Genomic DNA, 22424 nt, shown 5'->3' with positions numbered 1-22424 from the left:
CTCCCGGCTCTGCTATGAACGCGCTGGTCGCCACTCACATTCGTATGGTATCCGATTGAAATATTTAGCCTCTTTTCGCACCACGTTAAAGATTTCCCGCTATCTGTTCCGGGTGCTGGCGATAATGCTGTGGTCGTTGGGGGCGTTGCTCACCACTTTCTATATCCTGAATATTCTGCATCAGAAAGAGTCTGACATCCGCCAGGACTACAATCTCAATTTTGATCAGGCACAGGGCTATATCCGTCATTCGGCCGATATCATTCGTGATATCAAATATATGGCAGAAAACCGCCTCAATGGCTCGGTCAGCAGTATGGATATGTTCAGCGGCATTTTTCCCGGCAAGACCAGCTCGCCGGAGTTTTTCCCGCTGTATCCTGAGTCTAACTGTTCACTTAATACCACCTATCGCAACTCGCTCAATGCGTTGAGCGGGCTGATCCAGTACTGGAAAGAGAACTTCGTCGCGGCTTACGATCTCAACCGGGTATTTTTCATCGGTGGCGATAGCCTGTGTATGGCAGAGTTCGGCAGCAGCAGCGGCGTGGCTAACCGCGCAGAGGCCTTGAAAACCCTGCATGAGCGTATCCTTAAATATCGCAACGCTAAGTACCAGGATAAAGACAATAACCTGTACTGGATCAGCCCAAGCCAGCAGCGACCGGATGTCGGCTATTTGTATGTGCTGACGCCAATCTATATTGGTTCCAAGCTGGAGGCGTTGCTGGGCATAGAGCAGACTATACGTCTGGAAGACTTCGTGACTACCGGCAACTTGCCCATTGCTGTGACCTTGCTGGACGAAAACAACGAACCGATACTGCAACTGGCGGATGGTGAGCGCAATGCGCAAGCGCCCGACAGCTATCCGCCCGATCAGGCCTACTTTGGTTATGTCGATAATTACCACGACCTGATAATGAAAAAGGCGTTGCCGCCGTCATCGCTCAGCATCGTGTATGCGGTGCCGGTGAAGACGGTGGTCGAGCGTTTCAAGATGTTGATTCTCAATGCGGTACTGCTGAACTTGCTGTCCGCCATTGTGCTGTTTACGCTGGCCTGGCTGTTTGAGCGAAAAATGTTCCTGCCGGCAGAGGATAACGCCTTCCGGCTGGAAGAACATGAGCAGTTTAACCGCAAAATTGTCGCCTCGGCGCCGGTGGGCATCTGTATTCTGCGCATCAGCGACGGAACCAACATTCTGAGTAACGAACTGGCGCACAATTACATCAACTTACTGACCCACGAAGACCGTGACCGCATTACACGTATCATCTGCGAACAGCAGGTGAATTTTGTCGATGTGATGACCAGTAATAATAATAACCTGCAGATCAGCTTCGTTCATTCTCGCTATCGTAATGAGGATGTGGCGATTTGTGTGCTGGTAGATGTCAGCGCCCGCGTGAAAATGGAAGAATCGCTGCAAGAGATGGCCGCCGCCGCGGAACAGGCCAGCCAATCGAAATCGATGTTCCTGGCGACCGTTAGCCATGAATTACGTACGCCGCTGTACGGCATTATCGGCAACCTCGATTTGCTGCAGACCAAGGCGTTGCCGCAGGGCGTTGATCGACTGGTCAATGCGATGAACAATTCTTCCGGGCTGCTGCTGAAGATCATCAGCGATATTCTGGACTTCTCGAAAATTGAATCCGAGCAGTTGAAGATTGAACCGCGGGAGTTCTCCTGTCTGGAGGTGATTACCCACATCGCCGGCAACTATTTACCGCTGGTGGTGAAGAAGCGGTTGGGGCTGTACTGCTTTATCGAGCAAAACGTGCCTGAGCGCATTTCCGGCGATCCAGTTCGATTGCAGCAGGTGTTGTCCAACTTGTTGAACAATGCCATTAAGTTCACCGATACCGGCTGCATCATCCTGCAGGTCTGCACCCGTGGCAATTATCTGGAATTCAGCGTTCGGGACACCGGAGTCGGTATTCCTGAGAAAGAAATTACCCGCCTGTTTGACCCGTTCTTCCAGGTGGGCAGCGGTGTGCAGCGCCATTTCCAGGGTACCGGACTGGGGCTGGCGATTTGCGAGAAGCTGATCAACATGATGGACGGCGACATTGCCGTTGAATCCGAACCGGGATTAGGTAGCCTGTTCACCATCCGTATTCCTCTGTTTAGCGCCCAGTTCCCGATCCCGCAGCCGAGCGATACCTGGCAGGGCAAAACGCTGTGGCTGGATATTCGCAACCAGCGGCTGGAAAGTTACCTGATGGAGATCCTGGGCGGTTATGGTGCGACGGTATTACGCCATCAGGGGCAGGACACCGCCGAAGGCGAAGTCATGCTCAGCGATCACCCGTTGATGATTAGCACGCCGCTGCTGGCGCAGATCCAATTTTCCATTGAACACATCGGCCCGTCGCAGGAAACGCGCCCGGGTTACTGGATGCACAGCACCTCTACGCCGCGTGAAACCCTGGTGCTGCTTAACCGGCTGTTTGGCACTCAAGGTGAAAGCGGCAATACCCTGGCACAATTGCCGTTGCCGGCCAAGGCTAGCTTGATCGACAACGGTGATATTCATTTACTGGTGGTGGACGACCATCCGATCAACCGTCGGTTGCTGTCCGATCAGCTTAGCTCGCTGGGCTACCAGGTGGTGACGGCCAATGATGGGGTCGATGCGTTGGATGTACTCAGTCGTAACACCGTCGACATCGTGCTGACTGACGTCAATATGCCGAACATGGATGGTTATCACCTGACTCAGCGTCTGCGTGAGTTGGACTTTACCTCTCCGGTGATCGGTGTGACGGCGAATGCCCTGGCGGAAGAGAAACAGCGCTGTATTGAGGCGGGGATGGATAACTGCTTGTCGAAACCGGTGACGCTGGAAACGCTGGAGCAAACATTGGCGTATTACAGCCTGCAGGTGCGTAACATGCGTGCCGAATCGGAAAACGCCTGAAAGCAAAAGGGCGCAGCATTATGCCGCGCCCTCGTTAACTACCGGGAAGCTTACTCTTTGTCCAGCGGTGCCATGCTGACGGAAGAGAGGTAGTTGAGCAGTGCAATATCGTTCTCGACACCCAGCTTCATCATTGCCGATTTTTTCTGGCTACTGATTGTTTTGATGCTGCGGTTGAGTTTCTTGGCGATTTCGGTCACCAGGAAACCTTCGGCGAACAGACGCAGTACTTCGCTCTCTTTTGGCGACAGGCGCTTGTCACCGTAACCACTGGCGCTGATCCTCTCCAACAGTTTGGAGACGCTTTCCGGCGTGAACTTCTTGCCTTTTTGCAATGCGGCCAGCGCTTTCGGCAGGTCGGTAGGCGCACCCTGTTTCAGCACGATACCTTCGATATCCAGATCTAGCACGGCGCTCAGAATCGCCGGGTTGTTGTTCATGGTCAGAACGATGATCGACAACTGTGGATAATGGCGCTTGATATATTTGATCAGCGTAATGCCGTCGCCATATTTATCGCCTGGCATAGAAAGGTCGGTGATCAGTACATTGGCGTCCAGTTTGGACAGGTTGTTGATCAGTGCTGTTGAGTCTTCAAACTCCCCAACGACATTCACCCATTCAATTTGCTCAAGTGACTTCCGGATGCCAAACAGTACGATAGGATGGTCATCAGCAATAATTACGTTCAGGTTATTCATGTTGTTGGCTACCTTGCTCCAGCAGTCTGCTGACGAAAAAATCAATCTGACTGATGTTATTCTCGATCTTGAGCGCATCACCGTCTGCGATGTGCTGTTCTAACGATTCACACAGTTGCTTGCCGGGAAGCAGATTTAACATGGCAAACACGCCTTTCAGGCGGTGTGCTGTCTGTGACAGAGCATTGAAATCACTGCTGCCCGCCTCAGTATACAGTTTTTTGATATCGTCGGGTACTGTATCAACAAACAGGCCATAGTAATCACTTGATTTCAATTGTTTTTCATAGAGTTGGATGTCGTCGGCGGTCAGCGAAAGCGGGCTTTCCGGCTGTTCCAGGGCGGCCATTTGCTGCTCAATCAGCATCAACACGGCGTCTATCATTGCGCCACTCAGGTTATAGTTTACTCGAATATAGCGTTTCTCAAGCTGTTGCCATCCGGCCTCATCGCTGGTCAGCAGCAGGGTATAATCGTCAGCCCTGTGTGGATTGTCGGTCAGCAAAACATCGTAGTCGCGGTTAATCTGGCGTTCATCGGCAATGATGCAGCTCGCGCCATAGGCGTGCAGCAAGTGGGTAACAATGCCGCGCACTTCTTCGGACGTGATGTCCAACAGGGCGGTTACGCCGTCGAGCAGTTTTTCCTGCGCTTCCGTCTCCTTTTTCTCCATTTCCATCGGCACGCGAATGGTGTAGCGGGTGCCGATGTCGACCTTGCTGCGAATATCCAACTGGCCGTTGAGTTTCTTGCACAGCTGGTTGCACAGGAAGAAGGTCAGGCCGGAGCCATGATTAAAGCGATCCACCAGCGTCTGGCTGAGGAACGGATAGTTGAGGTTACTGATTTCCTCGTTGGAAATACCCGAGCCGGTATCATTGATGTGGAACACCAGGCGATCGGGGTGCTCGGGTTCATGATCAACCACCAGAGAAATCTTGCCGCAGGCGGTAGTGATAATCGCGTAATGCACCAGAAGCGAGATCACCTTGCGTAGCGCGTTAGCGTCACCGATGTATTGCTGCTCGACATCAAGCTGGAAATGATTGAACAGCGACAGTCCTTTTTGATTGATGGAAGGCAGGGCCTCGCGCAGCAATTCATCTATCAGGGTCGAGGGGCTGAACGGGTGGCGCGAAGGTTGCCAGTCCTGAGTTTCCAGCCGGGTGAGCAGGGTGATGTTTTCAATCAAGCCCAGCACCGAAGACGATTGTGCGGTCAACTCTGTTAGCAGCGCTTGCTGTTGTTCTTCATCCGGTTGCGTACGCAGGCGATCGGCCAGATCGTGCATTTGGCGCACCGGTTGGTTGAGCTCGATCCCCAAATTGTGCAGCATCAGTTTGCGTGCCTGTACATTTTTGTCGTACTCGCGCTGTGCCTGCTGCAACCGCTTGTTGACCATGACTTCCTTGTCCTGATCGTTTAACAGGAACAGGTAAGTTTCCGCTGAGAGCTGGCTGCGGAAAATGCGAATTTCATACACCTCATTGTTGACCGTCGCTTGAATCACCCCGTGGTGCTGTTCGGCCATATGGGCAATTTTTTGTAGGCTCAGGTGAGGCAGCAGATGTTGGGCAATCTTATTGCTGGCGATCACCGTATTGCTGGCAAAGTTGTACACCAGCAGGCCGGAAGGCAGGCTGGCGATAATCTCTTGATTCAGCGCGCGTTCGGCCTCCAGTTCAACCGCCATGTTCTCGCTAGGGCGAATGTATTGTCGACGAATAAAGTAGATGCCTGCCAGCGACAGCGCCAACAGCAACAGATTGATGGCGATTAACCAGATATTGTTACGCAGCAGGTCGATCGCCAGGCTGATGGCGGAAACCCGATAAACCACTTTTAGCGGTGCGTTGGGCAAGGAGGCCGTGAAGTCGACCCAGTTGCCACTCATCGTTATACCGGCGTTGGTGGTGCCTTCAATCGGCAGAGTTCCATCGTCCAGATTGCTGTTATCGGGCAGCAGCATAAAGTTGGCACGCGCCATATTAATCGGGATGATATCGTTAATCGGCAAATCGAAGGCGATCACCGTGGCCAGATGCCCCGGTTGATTGAAGGTCGTACGGATTGAAAACGAATAGGCGTTTTGGAAACGCTGCTTGCGTAAGGCGGAGAAGCTTTCGCGCTCGTCGAGCATATTTGCCTGTTGCAGCATTTCGGCGCGACGATCTTCCGCCGATGTCGTCAGGTAGTTTTCCTTGAAGCGAGAGGCCAACTCTTTTAAAGGCTGAGTGGTGATCAGACTCAGGCTGTTGTCCTGACCATTAAGGTAATACATGGCGTAATTTTCGGTCTTGGCCCCCCAGCGGGCATCCAGATAGTCTGAAATATTGGCGATCATCGCCAATGTGCTTTCTTCATGGCTGCCGAAAATCACCGCGTCGGTTTTCTTGTGAGGTTTTTCCAGATAGTAAACGTCTGGCCGCAGTCGGGTCTCTTGCAGGCTGGGATCGACGTTCAGGGAGGCCGCATTGCCGAATTTATCGTAGATCTGATAGGTGACGTAGCGATAGTTGTCGATGCGCTTTTGCAGCCCATTGGCGATGCTGTTCAGCGCATATTTTTTCTCCGCCAGCCAGGCGTTGGTATAGTTGTAGCCGTACAGGCCAATGGCAATCGTCAGCAGCACGGCAAATAGCAGGAAGCAACGGGTAATATTGCTTGAGCTAATGGTCAGTTGTTTGTTTTGCATAGTTGGCTGCGCATTTCCTGAATCAACGGGTTATCGCCCGGGCGCTGGCGGTAACAGCCAGGAGTAAGACGGCAACGCAGGCAAAGGCTACCGTCAGGCTGGAGAACTGGGCGATAAAGCCGATTAACGCCGGCCCGGCGAGAATGCCGGCATAGCCTACGGTAGTCACCGAGGCGATAGCCAGATTGGCCGGCATATCATGTTGATTGCCTGCGGCACTGAACAGGATCGGCACCACGTTAGAGGCACCCAACCCTACCAGCATAAACCCGATCAGCGAGACCATGGCATTATCGAACACAATCGCCATGCTCAGACCGATAGCGGCACACAGGCTGCCGAGCAGCAAAACCTTATATCTGCCCAGGGCGTTGACGATGCGGTCACCGTTCAACCTGCCGAGGGTCATGGTGATGGAGAACAACGCATAGCCTAATCCGGCCTGGCTGTGGTCAACCCCACGCAGGGTAGTGAGGAACAGGGCGCTCCAGTCGAGCATCGACCCTTCCGCCAGGAACATGATAAAGCACAGGATGCCGATAAACATCACCCAACCGCGTGGCACGACGAACATCGGTCCACCTTCTTCACCGCCGCTTTCGCGCAGTAAATTGCGGCTGGCTACGGTTAGCAACGCCGCGATGGTCAATACGGTGACACAGGTCGCTAACAGAGGGGAGAGTCCCAGCCACAACATGATGCTAACGCCCCCGGCGCCGGCAATGCCGCCAACGCTGAAGAAACCATGAAAGCCCGACATCATTGCCTTGCCGCTGGCACGCTCGACCACCACGGCCTGTATATTCATTGCCACATCGATCATGCCAATTGCTGCGCCAAACAGCAGCAGTGCCAACGCCATGCCCAGGGTGGTATTCATCAGCACCAGCAGCGGTAAATCGATGCACAGCGCTAAACCAGCAAGCAAGATCACCGGCCGACAGCCCAATCTGCCGGTCAGAAAACCGGTGAGCGGCATCGCCAGCATCGAACCCGCACCAATGCACAGCAGCAACAGACCCAGAGAGCCATCATCAATGCCGATGCGCGCTTTGGCGAAGGGAACCAGGGGCGCCCAGGCGGCCATGCCGAACCCGGCGACAAAAAAGGCCAGCCGCGTGGCGATCTGAGCCGGTACCCCGGGTTTTTGCTGTTCATTGCATAAGGTGGATGTCATGTGGGCTTTGGGATCTATTGTGGAAGAGGGACTGAAAGTTATGGAATGTTTTTATCACAATCCGCGATCCGGGTCGAAAGGAATTGCGCCGTCATTGGCCTTCGGTGCTGCGCGACGTTCCAGCCACAGGCCAATGACCTGCACAATATACTGCTTTTGCTGTTCGCTCAGTGCTTGCCCTTGCGGAATGTTATGCCACTTGGCCAGGCAACCACGACAACAGGTCGCGGTGGCGTGCTGGGCGACAAACACCGGATGGCCGCGCATGGGGGTCTGCTTGCCGTCATTGTTCGGAAAAGGCGCAGCCAACCGTTGATCGATAAAATCTCGTGCATGGCTGAGGATCAGCGGCAAGCCTTTGGTTTCAAAATAAAGCTGGTCTTTGGGATTCAGACGAAATTTGGCGCGGAAAGGGGAGCTTTGTAGCCGACGCCATAGCGCTTTGGGTTGAAATAGCATGGTTCATCTTCTTCGGGGCATTTTGTGCAGGTTATCAAAATAGCAACCGTGCGACCAATGTTGTTGGTTCAAAACCCTGCAGCACGAAGCGAAAGTTATTTAAGCAATAAAATGCTTTCCAAATTAGCGCGCTTAATAAGTAGTCTAAAACAGAAGAAAAGATTAGCTATTAGTGCGGAAGTTAATTGGTGGGATAATATCTTCAAGTGATTATTTTTTGGCATAAAGTGCGAATTAAGATGAAATGTGAGCTAAGTATGAGGAAATAAAAAACCGGCCATAAGCCGGTTGAAGTGTACAGAATGTACAAAAAATTATCTTACAGATAATGAAGGTAATAATGAAAATAATGATGATAGCGGGATTATTATAACGTCAGCGTTATGGGATTCTTTTGGCACAATGTGCTTATTGATAGTGACTTTTGTATGGCTATCTTTTTTTTCTTAAGTTTTTGTATAACTACATGATTTTATATCTATAAGTGTGTTTTTTGTCATTGCGTGCCTTATTTTTTATGTCTGTAATGTTTTGTGGAAGTTCGCTCAATTTTACATTTGGAAACCTTTAATAATCACACTGAAACACTATCGGATACTTGGTATCATTTTCTTTCTGGATTAATATTACCCTTGTTACCAGAATGGTAATGCACAGTCGTGCTAATAATGCTCAAAAGGGCAGTGGCCATAGCTCGACATAATAAACGAGGATAATAACAATGAAACTTCGAGTTCTTTCTCTGATCGTCCCCGCACTGCTGGTTGCAGGCACCGCAGGTGCGGCGGAAATCTACAACAAAGACGGCAATAAACTGGATCTGTACGGCAAGATCAATGGTCTTCACTATTTCTCTGACAACAATGGCTCCGATGGCGACATGTCTTATATGCGTTTCGGCCTGCGTGGCGAAACACAAATCAGCGACCAGTTGACCGGTTTTGGTCAATGGGAATATCAGGCAAACCTCAACCATGCTGAAAGCCAAGACAACAAGAACTTTACCCGTTACGGCTTTGCCGGCCTGAAGTTTGGCGATTACGGTTCATTTGACTACGGCCGTAACACCGGCGTGCTGTATGACGTTGCGGCTTATACCGACTTGCAGCCTGAGTTCGACGGCTCCACTTACGGTGCCGACCAATTCATGTTCCAACGCTCCAGCGGTTTGGCAACTTACCGTAACACCGACTTCTTCGGTCTGGTTGACGGCCTGAACTTTGCTCTGCAGTACCAGGGTAAAAACGGCAGCGGCGAAGAGTCTAACAACGGCCGTGAAGTTCTCAATCAGAACGGCGACGGCTACGGCATGTCGGTGAACTACGACATCGGCTATGGCATCAGCGCTGCAGGTGCCTTCTTTAGTTCCAAACGTACCAGCGAGCAAAACGGCGGTGGCGCATACAGTGGCATCATGGGCCGTGGTGACCGTGCAGAAGGTTATTCTGGTGGTCTGAAATATGACGCCAACGACGCTTACCTGGCCGTGATGTTCACCCAGTCTTACAATGCCGCACGCTTTGGCTCTACCAGCAGCGACGCTTACGGTTATGCCAACAAGGCGCAAAGTATCGAAGCTTACGCACACTACCAGTTTGACTTCGGTCTGCGTCCATTCGTTGGTTATAACCAAACCAAAGGTAAAAACCTGGGTCTGGCCGCTAACGGCAAGGATTACGGCGACGAAGATCTGGTCAAATTTGTGGATCTGGGTGCGACCTACTTCTTCAACAAAAACATGTCCACCTACGTTGACTACAAAATCAACCTGTTGGACGACAACGACTTCACCAAGTCTGCCGGGATCAACACCGACAACGTGGTTGCCGTGGGCCTGGTTTACCAGTTCTAAGCAACAGAGTGTGAGTGTCACCACGCGGCCTTCGGGCCGCGTTTTTTTTTGCCTGCGGTTTGGCACGAATTGGCATGAATGAGGCACGGATTGCCATTCTGAGATCCTGCGGCTTACCTAAACTTTCTACACAGAGATAAATCAGGAGGTTAGCATGGAACTCAGCATAAATCGGGTGGTTGAAACCGTACTGTACGTCAAAGATATCGAACGCGCCGCTGCATTCTATCAGCAGGTTTTAAAACTGCCGGTGATGGTGGCGAACGAGCGTTTCCGCGCTTACAACGTCGGTGAACAAAGCGTGTTGCTGTTGTTTATCGAAGGGGACTCGCTGAAAGGCGCGCATTATCCAGAAGGGTATATCCCCCCGCATGACGGCAGCGGGCCACTGCATGTCGGGCTGGCGGTGGCGAAAGAACAGTTGCCGCATTGGGAGCAACATCTGACGACTCAGGGGATCGAGATAGAAGGGCGGATGAGCTGGGATCACGGCGGTGAGAGCATCTACTTCCGCGATCCCGATGGCCACCTGCTGGAACTGGTGACGCCGGGGATTTGGGCGAATTACTGATCACCCCATACTTTGGCTAATGAGTTCAGCATTTCCCTCAGCAGCAATAAGGCATTCTGCGGTTGCTGCTCTATTTGCACCTTGACGATCGCCCCGTCAATCAGCATCGCCAGCATCTCTGCCCGTTGTTCTCGCTTCGGGCCAAGGGGCAGATAGCGAGCGAGCTCCTCGGCCATTTGCTGCTTGTGTCGGCGGGCGATGTCCAGGCTTTCCGGCAACATATCCGCCAGTTCAACCGCCGTATTGATAAAAGCGCAGCCGCGGTAGTGCGGATCGCTAAACCATTCCTCAAGACAAGGCACCAAGGCAGGTAAGACATCCCCGAACTGCTCGACATACTGTGCCAGTGACTGACTGAACCAGCTCAACCATTGCTCATGGCGGTAAGCCAGAAACGCCTCAATCAACTCGTTTTTGCTGGGGAAATAGCGATAAAAGGTCACTTTTGCTACGCCAGATTCGCTAATGATGCGATCGATACCGGTCGCTCGCACCCCATCGCGGTAAAACAGATCGTGGGCAGTCAGCAGGATACGCTGGCGTGGGGGAAGAACCTGAGGGGGAGCGGACATTGAAATATCTCCTGAGCATCGATTTCAATGATTGTAGACAACTCTGTCTACATGCGCTAGCTTAATGATGTAGACAAATCTGTCTACATCAATTTAACCTCCGAGGTAAGCTATGAGCATTAAACCCCCCTTGCCGCCCTTTACCCGTGAATCGGCGATTGAGAAAGTCCGTTTGGCGGAAGATGCCTGGAACAGCCGCGATCCGGAAAGGGTAGCACAGGTCTATTCGGTCGATACCCATTGGCGTAATCGGGCGGAGTTTGTCGATGGCCGTGAGGCTGTCTGCGCTTTTTTGCAACGCAAGTGGGCAAAGGAATTGGAATATCGGCTGATCAAAGAATTATGGGCATTTGACGGGGCGCGCATCGCAGTGCGTTTTGCTTACGAATGGCGTGATGACTCCGGCAACTGGTACCGCAGTTTTGGTAACGAGAACTGGGAGTTCAATACGGATGGCCAGATGATCAACAGACACGCCTGCATCAACGATATGCCGATCCGCGAGCAGGATCGGCAATTCCACTGGCCGCTCGGTCGCCGCCCGGATGATATTGCGGCCCTGAGCGAGTTTGGCTTCTGATTGCCGTTAGTGATAATAGGGTTTGAGTTCCGCATGGAGAGAGGAGATCAGCCGTTTTTTCCACTCGATTTCACCCTGGCGATAGTGTGAAAACAGATAACCAATCGCCAGGTCGTCTAGGATCGGCAGGGCGTACAGTCCCTGCTTGTCCTGCTGTGCATTGAACCAGGGTTGCGGAACTACCGCCATCAGTGGCGCTGCGCGCAGTACCGGTGGCAACTGCGCGTAATCGGCACAGCTGAGCTGGATCCTGCGTTGTAAACCCTGGCGTTCCAACTGACGGTCAAGTTCGTTCTCTGCCTGTGGCCAGGGATGGCAGTAATAGTGCGGGTAGTCTGCCAGTTCACCAAATGTCAGCCCGCTTTTGTGACCTAATACCTGGCGCAACGGCGATCCGAATACCGCCACCAGGCGGGTGCTGCCAATAAGCTCATAACGCAGCGCGCTGGTGCGCTGTTGGTGATCGCCAACGGCAATCACCATATCTACCGCGCCTTCCAGCAGCTCAGTGCGCCATGAGCGTCGCTCAAAATTTTGGCAGCGGATATCGGCATTGGCGAGCGTGCTCTTCTGCGCCAGCAACGGCAATAAGATCGGATGCAGTGCCGGCGGGACGACCAGGGGGAAATGCCGTGGCGCGTCCGGCACATGGCCGAACAATTCACTGTCCAGCGAAGAGAACAAGGGAGTTAGCGTTTCTTTAAGCGACAGGGCAAACAGCGTCGGCACCTGGCGATGCCCTTCCCGCCGGAACAGAGGCTCATCCAGCACCTCACGCAGGCGGGCCAGGGCGTGACTGACGGCAGAAGTGCTGATGCCGAGCTTATCCGCCGTTTTCTGGCTGGATCCGGTGCTGGTCAACAGGTAGAGCACTTTCAGCAGGTTCATGTCCATTTGCAGAATGTTCATTAATAGCCTTTTAAATTGAATACGCTTCAATATTAGGCTGAGTATACTTCAGCCCTGTTTTTCCCCGTAGAGCTGAAACATGAAAAAAAACATGGGTTATCTGATGGCTATGACATTCTCACTGTGCTTTAACGCTCAGGCACAGCTCGATCCTGCGCAACCGTTGTCCAGCGCGCCGCCATATTCACTGTTTGAGCAATGGGCGCAGCCGGTGGCGCCATTCCAGATGTTCCCTCAGGTGTATTATGTCGGCACACGCAACCTTTCTTCCGTGCTGTTCAGCACGCCGGAAGGATTGATTCTTATTGACGCGGGGTTAGATGCCAGTGCACCGGTGATAAAATCCCATATTGAGGCATTGGGCTTCAACATCAAGGATTTGCGCTTCATTCTTAACAGCCATGCTCGTCTCGATCAGGCTGGAGGCATCGCTCGTTTGAAAGCCTGGAGCGGAGCGAAAGTGGTTGCCAGCGCCGCCAATGCCCAACAGTTGGCACGGGGAGGAAAACAGGATTTTGCCTTGGGGGATGCGCTGAGTTTTCCAGCGGTGAAGGCCGACATTATCGTCGGGCAAGGGGATAGCGTTACTTTGGGCGGGCTGAAATTTACGGCGTTAATGACGCCGGGGCATTTGCCTGGCGCCACTTCATGGACGACCACGCTGCGGCAGAGTGGGAAAACCTATCGGCTGGTCTATGCCGACAGTTTGGCAACCCCGGACTACTATCTGGTCGATAACAAAAACTACCCGAGTCTGGTGCAGGACATCCGCAGCAGCTTTGGGCTTTTGGCCCAGCAGCACGCGGATATTTTTATCGCTAATAAGGGAACGCGCTTCGATCTGGAAAATAAAATGGCGCGAATTCAGGCTGGCGATCGGGATGCTTTTGTCGATCGGCTGGGGCTACAGCAATATGTGCAACAGTCTCAACGGGCTTTTGAGACGCAGTTAAAACAGCAGCAAAGTAAAGATTAAGTTATCTTTCTATTTTATTTTGGCGCAATTAACCCTACCCAATAAAATAAGGCGTGTGGTTTAGATATATTTAATAAAATTAATGAGGATGAAAGGTGGTGCCCGGGTTTGATAAGGCGGAAAGGCAGAGGGGATAATAATGTGAAAAAGATTTTGAATAAGGGATGGCGCGCGTTGAATATTGATCGCCGGGAGTGCTGACGGCAAAATGACCAGTGGCGGGCTATGATGAAACAGGCTGCAGTAGCCACAGAAGTTAAAACAGTCGCCGGTGCTCATGTCCGCCATGTTGTGCCCTGCCAACGGGCTATCGGCGAGGTTCTGGCTCATCATTGTCCTGTGTCCAGCATGCTCCGCACTCATGGGCATGCCAGTCATCTCGCTGTTATCCATGCTATTTTTTGCAAGATGGGTGGAGATTGATGGCGCGATGAATATCATCAACATAGCGAACAGGCCCAGCCAGGCCAGCGTGCGCATATGTTGAATTGACAGTTTCACCAGGAGCGTCCTTACAGGGTTGAAGCGTAAAGGAATGACAATGTCAGCAGTTGTTCCACTATTGTAACATTGATGAGAATTAAGCTAAACAGAGAAGAAATCTGTTTGTTAAATGAATTTAATTCGGGTAGATTCCGGGTAATTCCATTTGACCACGGATGACTTATCATGTCTGAACGCAATATTGCGTTGCCTGCTGCTGCGCAGAATATTAACCCGCAGGTGACCACTCGTAGTTGGTTTATTCCGTTGGCTATGCGGATTCATTTTTATATTGGTTTTTTTGTTGGGCCGTTTTTACTTATTGCGGCATTGAGTGGCATATTTTATGCCTTGACGCCGCAAATTGAATCACGGCTTTATGCCCCGCAGTTGTATAACGACAGTACCGGTCCGGCACTGCCGTTAAAACAGCAGATTATGGCCGCTCAGGCGATAGCGCCATCAAAAGCCTCTCTGTCGGCGGTGCGTCCTTCTCCGACAGAGGGCGAGAATACCCGGGTACTGTTTAACGTCGCAGGGCTTCAGGCTTCGGAACGTTTGGCGGTGTTTGTTGATCCGGTTACGGCGCAGACGCACGGCGTAATGACGGTTTATGGTACCAGCGGCGTATTGCCGTTGCGCACCTGGCTGGACCAATTTCACCGCAGTCTGTTGCTGGGGGATGTAGGGCGCAATTACAGCGAGCTGGCGGCCTCCTGGCTATGGATTGCCGCGCTGGGGGGGCTGATCCTCTGGGGGGCGCGCAGGCGTAAGAAGGTAACGCGTCAGCGTGGTGGTTTACGCAGGTTACATGAAAAAAGTGGCGTACTGCTGCTGGTCGGCCTGCTGTTCTTTTCTGCCACCGGGCTGACCTGGTCACAGTGGGCTGGGGAGAATATCAGCGTGCTGCGCCAGCAATTCGGCTGGTCGACGCCCTCGCTGTCGACGGCGATTAACGGGCAGGACGCTGTACCTGCCGGCGATCATGCGGAACACCATGAGCATATGATGGTCAGGGCGGAACCGCCTCAGGATGGCGCCATGTATGACAGGGCCCTGGCCGGTGCACGGCAGGCCGGTATCGACGCCGCCAGGGTTGAAATCAAGCAGCCGGCGATGGCGGGGCAGGCCTGGACGGTCATGGAGATCGATCGCCGTTGGCCGACGCAGGTTGATGCTGTTGCTATCGATCCCGTAACCTTGGCCATTACCGATCGCGTCAGTTTTGAACAATACCCGCTCGCGGCGAAATTAACGCGCTGGGGAATCGATTTGCATATGGGCGTCCTGTTTGGCCTGGTCAATGAGCTGGTGCTGGTGGTTTTTGCCGCCGGGCTGGTGGCGATGGTGGTGATGGGGTACCTGATGTGGTGGCGAGGTCGGCCAACGCGAGTGGTACGTAAACCAGCCCGTTCCCCCTTTATGTTGCTGCGCAAAACGCCAAAAGGGCCGCTGTTGCTGATTGTCTGCCTGACGCTGCTGCTGGGCTTTTGTTTACCGGTGATGGGCGTCAGTTTACTGATGTTTCTGCTGTGTGATTTGCTGTGGTATCTGGCTACGCGGCGGCGTAAACCGCACCTATCGACAAAGTGAAATTTGTAGAAAAGCCTTTCCTCTTCTAGACTTAGAGTACAACAAACGTACTCCAAGAGGACAAGTCATGACGAACAAGCTGATTTTAGCCGTTTGCACAGCAGCGACATTTTCTATTCTTGCCGGCTGTACGGCTTATGACAGGGCCGCCAGTTACGTTCAGGAGCCTGTGGTCAGTGATGTCAAAGTGGGGATGACCAAACAGCAGGTTCGTGCCATTGCCGGTCCACCGTCAACCACGGCGACTTTGGTTCACGCTCAGGGGACTTGCGATACCTATGCGGTAGCGCCGCGTGACGGGAAAGTGCAAACCTATTTTGTGAGCTACAGCGATACCGGACATGTGATGAACAAAGGCTATCAGACCTGTTCTGATTACGACTCACAGCCTAAATAATCCCCGATTAAGTGAGCAATCCAGCCCCGCTTTTGCGGGGTTTTTCATTTTTTAACCGTTAGCGGCTTGAAGTTTAAGCAAACGCACTTTTTCCTGCATTTTTTTTCATGAAACGATAGACATTTCATAACGGTAGCGCTAATATCTGCGCCCATTGGAAGGATGGCCGAGTGGTTTAAGGCAACGGTCTTGAAAACCGTCGAGTGTAACAGCTCCCAGAGTTCGAATCTCTGTCCTTCCGCCAAATTTAGCCGGCTTAGCTCAGTAGGTAGAGCAACTGACTTGTAATCAGTAGGTCACCAGTTCGATTCCGGTAGCCGGCACCATATAAGCAGTACAGGCGCTTAATCACGCCCACGAACCCCAGTAATCTTAACGGTTACTGGGGTTTTTCGTTTTGGCTCGCCGATGTATATCTGCATATGTATTATGTCAGTTTTACTGATAACAATAAAAAACCCGGCACAAACGGCCGGGTTTACTTTTTTGTACAAACTGATTTTTTCGGGTTCAGTCAGCGACTACTGAGCCACGATTCTTGGCCTCACTGCGACTAATCACACTCTTACCCAGTTTAATTCCTGGCTTCTCGATAAACTTATACAGTAGCGACGCGATCCCATAAGTGAGAGGGAGGATAATAGCGGCGGCGGCGATAAATCGTACGACGGAGGGCAAGCCAGCAAATTGGGTGTTTGACAGCAGGAAAGCGACGACGGGGAGTACGATTAACAAGTGCAGCAAATACACGGAGTAGGAAACATCCCCCATGTACACGCTGAACTTGTTCGTTAGTATCCAGCGCGGGAGGCGTAATAAGTTTGTCCACGTGCTGTCTTGGTTCCGAGGCCAAAGGATGGTTGCCATCATTAAAATCATGCCTATCTGGGCTAACAAGTGGGATGCTCGCAGGTCATTTTGCATATAGATACCGATGCTAGCGATGGCAGAAACTAACGCAAAGATAACATACCACATACTCTTTCTGCGTATGGCTTCAGCGATAAACATACCAGCAACAAACAGATGCAACTTAATCAGAATCATTGAGGGCATTGGAAAAGCCGCAAAATAACTGGGGAATAGGTATTTGGCTGCTGCGCAAAGAAGAATGACTGCGAAACACGCACCGGCAAAGCCCAATCTCATTACGGCTAGCATAATGAAGGGAAACAGGAAATAAAACTGCATTTCCAGGCCGATACTCCAGTCAGGTAGCACGGTATTAAATGAGAAACTTGGCAGGAAACCAAACAAAAACGTGACATGGGTGAATACGTTCAAGAATGAAGCATCACTGTAACGCGAACTGTTGGTTTGAGTTTCACTGTAAAAATGACCAATAATCTCGCGTGCTTCACCGAAATAGTTACCAAACCCAATGGCTACAATCAAAAGCACGTAGTAAAGCGGGGCGATACGAAAGAAGCGGCGGAGCCAAAACTTTTTGAAGGTTGCACTGTCGGTCCACAGCTCTTTGTCTTTTCGCTCAACATAGTTTTTTGCCATTAGGTATCCAGAGAGCAAAATGAACAAATCAACACCGATTGCTGGATCTGAAAGGATTGGAAAATGGAAACTGGTTAGAATACAAATATGACCCAAAACAACCCAGAGGGAGGCGAGACCGCGCAACCCCTCCAACTCCTGTGACCATTTTTTAACCGGCTGCATTGATGAGCCTCTCTGAACGGTATTTCATTAGCAATTACCCATACTGAGGTGAATTTTTGTTAGTTTTTCAGTATAGCATGGTCAATTGAGAACGTTTATCGGGGTAAAATCTGAATATAGGTCTGTTGAGTCGATTTAAAATGTTTTTTTAGAAGAACTTTATCGAGGCGATAGATATACAAAACCAACCGCAAGGGGTTGGTTTCACTAAGAATTTTTTGGTCAGCATGAGCGGATTGGAATCTCCGGCCTCCGACCTCCCCCCCATGACACCGATACTAAACCGCTGAAAGCCCCGCCACGACTGTATCTCCTTTGTTTTGGCTGTTCATACAAACAGTGCATTTCTCGCAAAAGTCTGCCTATGTACATCAATAGGTTATCATCACTTTTACCATTACCCTGTTTTGATTTCACCATGGGGAACTACCACCCAATCGATATAGTTTTGGGCATAAATTTTCGTGGATTTTCCATCACTGTGAGCCATGCGGCCCTGTGGATCTATCCCTTGGTTATCGAACAAGTGTGCGGCTAATGCCCGGATCTCGTGGAATGTCGGGCGTTCTTCCATTTCCAAATGATCGGATAACCTAAACTGATCCCGAAGCTTTGAAAATGAACGGCTAAGATATTCAGGTGTTACCTGGGTAGGGTGCGCGACTTCTTTGCTGCGTTTTACGTTACGTTCTGGTATGCGGTGTACTATGTACGGGCTGGCCATATTGTCTCGACTGCCGCCAATAATTCGCTTCAACTCATCCCCGATCGGAATCGCTACATGCGAGGCCTCTTTTTTCTGCACTTTCTGGCGGTGGATATAGAGGGTACCGTGAATGCCATTTAACGGCTGTTCTAACCAAACGCAACCACAGACACCGTTTTTAGGCTCACGGATAGAATAACGGATCCGGGAAACTTCAAGCCTGGCTTGCGTTGTCTGTAATGCTAAATCCATGGCCGTTCTTAACCATGGGGCTGCTGCTCTGCGAATGGCCATAAAATTGTCGAATGACAAACGCAGTCTTTTCTTCTCTTCAACCCGGCGCACTTTCTTACGGGTGGCTGGATTATCCAGCATCAATGATTCATCGACCGCATAGCTGAACAGCTTCTTCAGAAAACTGACTTTCCGGTTTCGCACGTTTGCAGATGAATCAGCGTGGTATTCCTTTATATATGCGTTGACGTGTTCCAGCTCGATATTGCATGCCGGAATTCTGTTTCTAAATGGAGCAGGATTTTGGGTCAGGGTCAATTACCTTCTGGGAAATGGAATGTGTTGATCGCGTGAAGGGTGAATCTAAAAAATCAGCTACGCGAGATAAAAGGAAAGAAATAGTGGATTGATTAGCAGATTTGAAGGGGGATAAGAACAAGCCCTAACCACGGTAGACCGTTTGATAACTCCTTACCTTGAAGAAGCGATGATCAGGTGCAAATATGAAGTGGGGGCACCAATCGATATCCCTGCGGGTCGCTGGATTGATTTACGTGTAGAGGTGCCTGGTGGTGACGAGGCGGAGTTCATACCATGGCTGGAAGGCGAAGTTATTCAGGAACCTTAACAGTCAGAGGTAACCGAACCGGGAGGTCAAGAAAAGGTGCCAGGTGAAAACACTAGCACCTATCAAATAAAACAAGGAGTGGCAGCAGTGCCTGGAGAAATTCCAGCAATTTATACTAGATATCGTTGTTGTAAGTTATACCCGAACAGGCTACTTCGCGAATGAATTCGAAGGTGATAAACATATGGCCAAAGATATAATAGCCGCGATGGCATAATATATATCCTCTCTTGAAAAATACGATAGAACGAAGAAGAATGCCCAGTAGATTAATGAGGATATTAATGGGGGAAGCCCCATGTCTCTAAATCTCTTGGCTAAGAACAAGATACTTAAATACATGAAAATTATGAGTGTTAAAATAAAAACAAAGATAATTGACATTGATTTAGGGTTGCTGATAAAGCTATAGAAAGCAATAATTAAGAAAATATATGAAACGAGAGTATATAAGAAATAACGTAGCCTTTTTAGTCTTCCTTCTTTGAAGCCCAAAAAGGTGTCTTGAAAAATATTTTTCATGATAAATCCTGTTATCAAGTCTAAACACAGAAAAGATTATCACATCAGTAGCGCGTTTACTCCACCTTTGAAGCCAGTAATTCGGACTTTCTCGTAACCCCCGAAGTCCCGTTTCTACTTGCCTCCTTCAACTGATGTGCTACCGCGAATAGACAGTCTATGATGGCGATTCCGATGGTCTTTTGAGCTTTCTGGGTATTCTAAATGTGTTTTTATCTTTATTAAATTTAAAATGAATCACAGTTAATATTGAATTTTCCAGAGCCTGAGAGTGGCGAAACTGGCATCAAGTGAGCAAGGGGAGGGAGCCAGGGAGTAGTAATAAGGCCGGGAGAGGTCCCGAACATATTTATTTCTTTGCCTATCAGCAGTATATCATTCACCGTGTAAATTTATCATCGCGCAATGATTTTGCCATGTTTATATATGTGTGTATGAGCAGTCGTTGCGTGAGGATTGTATGGGTTGCAAAGACGGTGACTATGACATTTATACCGCGGAGAAATGCGGGATTACATTCCCCTTGGAAGAGTAATGTTCATTCAACGGCCAAAAGAATGTGGCGGTGGTTATTGGCTAGATAAGACATACGATGATGCCTTCATCTTTGAGATAGGGAGGCCGGTGTCACTTAGCTAGGGGGATCGATTACATCATGATTATGAAAAGCGTAGCATGGCATGCTGATGAGTTTGATGATAACTTCACGCTCTTCTGAATTTAACGTCGTAAAAATGGCGGTCTTATCGGCAATTTTATCACCATTTTACCATTGAAGATTTTGTTAAAAAAAAACCAACCGCAAAGGGTTGGTTTCTCTAAGGATTTTTGGTCGGCATGAGAGGATTCGAACCTCCGACCCCCGACACCCCATGACGGTGCGCTACCAAGCTGCGCTACATGCCGACGCTATGGAAAATAATACTACCTGTTCCCCGATTCAAAGCAAGAGTGAATTCACCTGACTGATTGTATTTTAAGCAATTAGTTGGCGATAAAGCGTTTCACATCGGTCAAGACCTGCAGCAACAGAGCGAGCTGCGGTTTTTCGTCTTTGATCTCTTTGTCATTTTTATCGTACGCACGGTAGTTGCCGCTGCTGTCCAATACCAGAGTTTGCGTTGGGGTGGTGATCACCAACAGGCTGTTATCACCGGTTGCTACCCAATTGTTTCTGCGTTGGGCAGTAAACAGGTCTTCCCCCTGCGAATAATCATTCGGGGCGGTTTTTACGTGCAGCAAACGCTGCATGAGGGTCCGCATCACGTCGTTGTGGCCGGTCAATTTATTAATGGTCTGCGCTGGCGTACCCGGCCAGTGGATAATCAACGGTACCTGCAACTGTTGCTGGCTGAAACTGCTGCCTGCGCCCCAATAGCCTTTACCGGTGTCATTAAATTCAACGCCGTGCTCTGCGGTGATTACCACCACGGTTTTATCCAGTACGCCACGCTCTTTCAGCGTGTTGAGCACTTGGGCAATCTGCGTATCCACATCCTGCGCACCGGCTTGGTAGCGTTGAATAAAGTCAGCCGGGGCCAGTGTTTTATCATTGGCTACCGGTTCTGCACCGCGGAAGTTGATGTAAGAGAACCACGGGGCATTGCTGTTCTGATCGGCCAACCAGCGCTGCCACTGTTGCGTAGTCACCGAATCATTTTGTTGGGCAGGTGCCGGCAGTGTGAAATCGGTCAACAGCGCCTGGCGATACAGGCTGGCGTTAAAGCCGTCGGATGAGAACAAACCAAATTGATAACCCTGGGCGCTTAGCGCACTGATCAGAGCGGAAGGTTTGCGCGCGGCAAGAATGCTGTCCAGATAGGTCGGAGAAATGCCGTAGAACAGGCCAAACAGGCCGGTATCCGCATGATTACCGGAACTGTAGTGATCGCCGAAACGAATGTTTTCCTGCGCGAAGCGGGTGAGGGCTGGCATATCCTGCTTCATATCCTGTTCGCGAACGCCGTCTACCACGATCATCAGCAGATTATAACCGCTGCCTTTGTCGCCGTAGCTAAGATCACTAAGGGGATACTCCACCGCAACGGCTTCCGGGTTCCCTTGCTGCACCAGCCGACGTTCATATTCTTGCGAATCGAGCAGGCCGTGTTTCTCAAGGAATTTACGCGCGGTCATTGGATACGACAGCGGCAGGTTCGCCCGCTGCATGGTGATCGGGCGATAGAAATTGGCATCGGCCCAGATATAAATCAGGTGCGAGGCAAAGAAGGCGCTGATAAACAGCACCGCCAGAGGCTTGCCGAAACGTTGGCGGTTCAGGCTGCGCAGTTTTTGCCAGCTCCAGGTGCCAAACAGCATCTCCACCAGGAAGATCACCGGCACACAGATAAACATCAGCTGCCAGTCGCGCGCCAGCTCACTTTGATCCGGGTTGACCACCAGTTCCCACACCACCGGATTAAGGTGAAGGTGGAAATGCGTAAAGACCTCGCTGTCGACCAGCAACAGCGTCAGGCCGGTGGTGGCCAGCGCGGCGGAGATAAATCGCAACAACCGCTGCGACATCACCACAAAGGTGAGCGGGAAAATAACCAGCAGGTAGCCGGCGAAAACGATAAAGCTGAAATGCCCCAGTAAGCTGACCAGGGCATAAACCCGGCCCAACAGGGAAGAGGGCCAGTCAGTGACAAACAGGTAGCGGCTACCCAGCCCGAGGGCGAGCAGGATATTAAATAAGGCGAACCAGTGCCCCCAGCTGATCATCTGGGAGACTTTTTCACGATAACGCTGACGGTTTGTCACCATAAG

At 50.9% G+C, this 22424-nt stretch carries 16 protein-coding genes, 3 tRNA genes and 1 pseudogene; 9 read left to right on the top strand and 11 right to left on the bottom strand.

The window, feature by feature from the left end; translation table 11 throughout:
• Positions 1 to 55: 55 nt before the first annotated feature.
• Positions 56 to 2926, top strand: coding sequence for a two-component system sensor histidine kinase RcsC (gene rcsC / locus NR114_RS16675; RefSeq protein ID WP_020827803.1), 2871 nt, complete (start codon positions 56 to 58; stop codon positions 2924 to 2926).
• Positions 2927 to 2976: 50 nt separating this feature from the next.
• On the opposite strand, the gene rcsB is transcribed toward rcsC, so the two are convergent.
• Genes rcsB through NR114_RS16655 form a run of 4 tightly spaced genes read right to left on the bottom strand, consistent with a single transcriptional unit; the run spans position 2977 to position 7958 of the window.
• Positions 2977 to 3627 carry a response regulator transcription factor RcsB gene (gene rcsB / locus NR114_RS16670; protein WP_004947156.1) on the bottom strand — a complete coding sequence of 217 codons (651 nt, stop codon included), beginning with the start codon at positions 3625 to 3627 and terminating at the stop codon, positions 2977 to 2979.
• Positions 3620 to 6322: a phosphotransferase RcsD gene (gene rcsD / locus NR114_RS16665; protein WP_020827802.1), complete on the bottom strand. Its 2703-nt coding sequence runs from the start codon at positions 6320 to 6322 to the stop codon at positions 3620 to 3622. Before rcsD ends, rcsB begins: the two co-directional genes overlap by 8 nt.
• 22 nt (positions 6323 to 6344) lie before the next feature.
• Positions 6345 to 7499: an MFS transporter gene (locus NR114_RS16660; RefSeq protein ID WP_122079886.1), complete on the bottom strand. Its 1155-nt coding sequence runs from the start codon at positions 7497 to 7499 to the stop codon at positions 6345 to 6347.
• Positions 7500 to 7553: 54 nt separating this feature from the next.
• The gene (locus NR114_RS16655) at positions 7554 to 7958 is read right to left on the bottom strand and encodes a DUF4186 domain-containing protein (RefSeq protein WP_174574468.1); all 405 of its coding nucleotides are present in this window, start codon (positions 7956 to 7958) and stop codon (positions 7554 to 7556) included.
• Between the two features lie 721 nt (positions 7959 to 8679).
• On the opposite strand from NR114_RS16655, the gene ompC reads away from it, so the two are divergent.
• Together ompC and NR114_RS16645 are read left to right on the top strand one after the other, a co-directional pair.
• A complete protein-coding gene (gene ompC / locus NR114_RS16650) occupies positions 8680 to 9810 on the top strand; it encodes a porin OmpC (RefSeq protein ID WP_122079884.1) in 1131 nt (376 codons plus the stop codon).
• Positions 9811 to 9964: 154 nt separating this feature from the next.
• Positions 9965 to 10381, top strand: coding sequence for a VOC family protein (locus tag NR114_RS16645; protein ID WP_115058432.1), 417 nt, complete (start codon positions 9965 to 9967; stop codon positions 10379 to 10381).
• On the opposite strand, the gene NR114_RS16640 is transcribed toward NR114_RS16645, so the two are convergent.
• Positions 10375 to 10953, bottom strand: a complete 579-nt coding sequence (locus NR114_RS16640) for a TetR/AcrR family transcriptional regulator (protein WP_234528937.1) — start codon at positions 10951 to 10953, stop codon at positions 10375 to 10377. The two genes, NR114_RS16645 and NR114_RS16640, sit on opposite strands and share 7 nt — an antisense overlap.
• 112 nt (positions 10954 to 11065) lie before the next feature.
• Between NR114_RS16640 and NR114_RS16635 the strand changes: the two genes are divergently transcribed.
• Positions 11066 to 11533, top strand: a complete 468-nt coding sequence (locus NR114_RS16635; protein WP_020827796.1) for a nuclear transport factor 2 family protein — start codon at positions 11066 to 11068, stop codon at positions 11531 to 11533.
• A gap of 6 nt (positions 11534 to 11539) precedes the next feature.
• On the opposite strand, the gene NR114_RS16630 is transcribed toward NR114_RS16635, so the two are convergent.
• Positions 11540 to 12442, bottom strand: coding sequence for a LysR family transcriptional regulator (locus tag NR114_RS16630; RefSeq protein WP_256824842.1), 903 nt, complete (start codon positions 12440 to 12442; stop codon positions 11540 to 11542).
• 79 nt (positions 12443 to 12521) lie between these two features.
• Here NR114_RS16630 and blaSPR point away from each other — a divergent pair, with 79 nt between their 5' ends.
• Entirely contained in the window at positions 12522 to 13418 is an 897-nt protein-coding gene (gene blaSPR / locus NR114_RS16625) for an SPR family subclass B3 metallo-beta-lactamase (protein ID WP_234528938.1), read from the top strand.
• A 60-nt stretch (positions 13419 to 13478) separates the two neighbouring features.
• Here blaSPR and NR114_RS16620 read toward each other — a convergent pair whose 3' ends face one another.
• Positions 13479 to 13919 (bottom strand): DUF2946 domain-containing protein, encoded by a 441-nt coding sequence (locus NR114_RS16620; RefSeq protein ID WP_185959379.1) that lies wholly within the window; start codon positions 13917 to 13919, stop codon positions 13479 to 13481.
• Positions 13920 to 14087: 168 nt separating this feature from the next.
• On the opposite strand from NR114_RS16620, the gene NR114_RS16615 reads away from it, so the two are divergent.
• The 4 genes from NR114_RS16615 to NR114_RS16600 all read left to right on the top strand — a co-directional run bounded on the left by NR114_RS16615 (position 14088) and on the right by NR114_RS16600 (position 16217).
• On the top strand, positions 14088 to 15494 hold the full coding sequence (locus NR114_RS16615; protein WP_234528939.1) for a PepSY domain-containing protein: 1407 nt from the start codon (positions 14088 to 14090) through the stop codon (positions 15492 to 15494).
• Positions 15495 to 15561: 67 nt separating this feature from the next.
• Positions 15562 to 15891, top strand: a complete 330-nt coding sequence (osmE, locus tag NR114_RS16610) for an osmotically-inducible lipoprotein OsmE (protein ID WP_041414766.1) — start codon at positions 15562 to 15564, stop codon at positions 15889 to 15891.
• A 156-nt stretch (positions 15892 to 16047) separates the two neighbouring features.
• Positions 16048 to 16135: transfer RNA gene (locus NR114_RS16605), tRNA-Ser, on the top strand.
• 6 nt (positions 16136 to 16141) lie between these two features.
• A tRNA-Thr gene (locus NR114_RS16600) sits at positions 16142 to 16217 on the top strand.
• A 184-nt stretch (positions 16218 to 16401) separates the two neighbouring features.
• On the opposite strand, the gene NR114_RS16595 is transcribed toward NR114_RS16600, so the two are convergent.
• From NR114_RS16595 to yejM, 4 genes and pseudogenes are all read right to left on the bottom strand, one after another.
• The gene (locus NR114_RS16595) at positions 16402 to 17565 is read right to left on the bottom strand and encodes an acyltransferase (protein WP_234528940.1); all 1164 of its coding nucleotides are present in this window, start codon (positions 17563 to 17565) and stop codon (positions 16402 to 16404) included.
• A 397-nt stretch (positions 17566 to 17962) separates the two neighbouring features.
• Positions 17963 to 18796: pseudogene (locus tag NR114_RS16590) on the bottom strand (recombinase); the annotation flags it as partial.
• A gap of 1688 nt (positions 18797 to 20484) precedes the next feature.
• Positions 20485 to 20561, bottom strand: a tRNA-Pro gene (locus NR114_RS16585).
• 78 nt (positions 20562 to 20639) lie between these two features.
• A complete protein-coding gene (gene yejM, locus NR114_RS16580) occupies positions 20640 to 22421 on the bottom strand; it encodes an LPS biosynthesis-modulating metalloenzyme YejM (protein WP_234528941.1) in 1782 nt (593 codons plus the stop codon).
• Positions 22422 to 22424: the final 3 nt, after the last annotated feature.

Origin of the sequence: Serratia sp. Ser99, assembly GCF_024519545.1 — a bacterium.
GTDB lineage: Bacteria > Pseudomonadota > Gammaproteobacteria > Enterobacterales > Enterobacteriaceae > Serratia > Serratia liquefaciens.
This window is presented reverse-complemented; position numbering and strand designations above follow the sequence as displayed.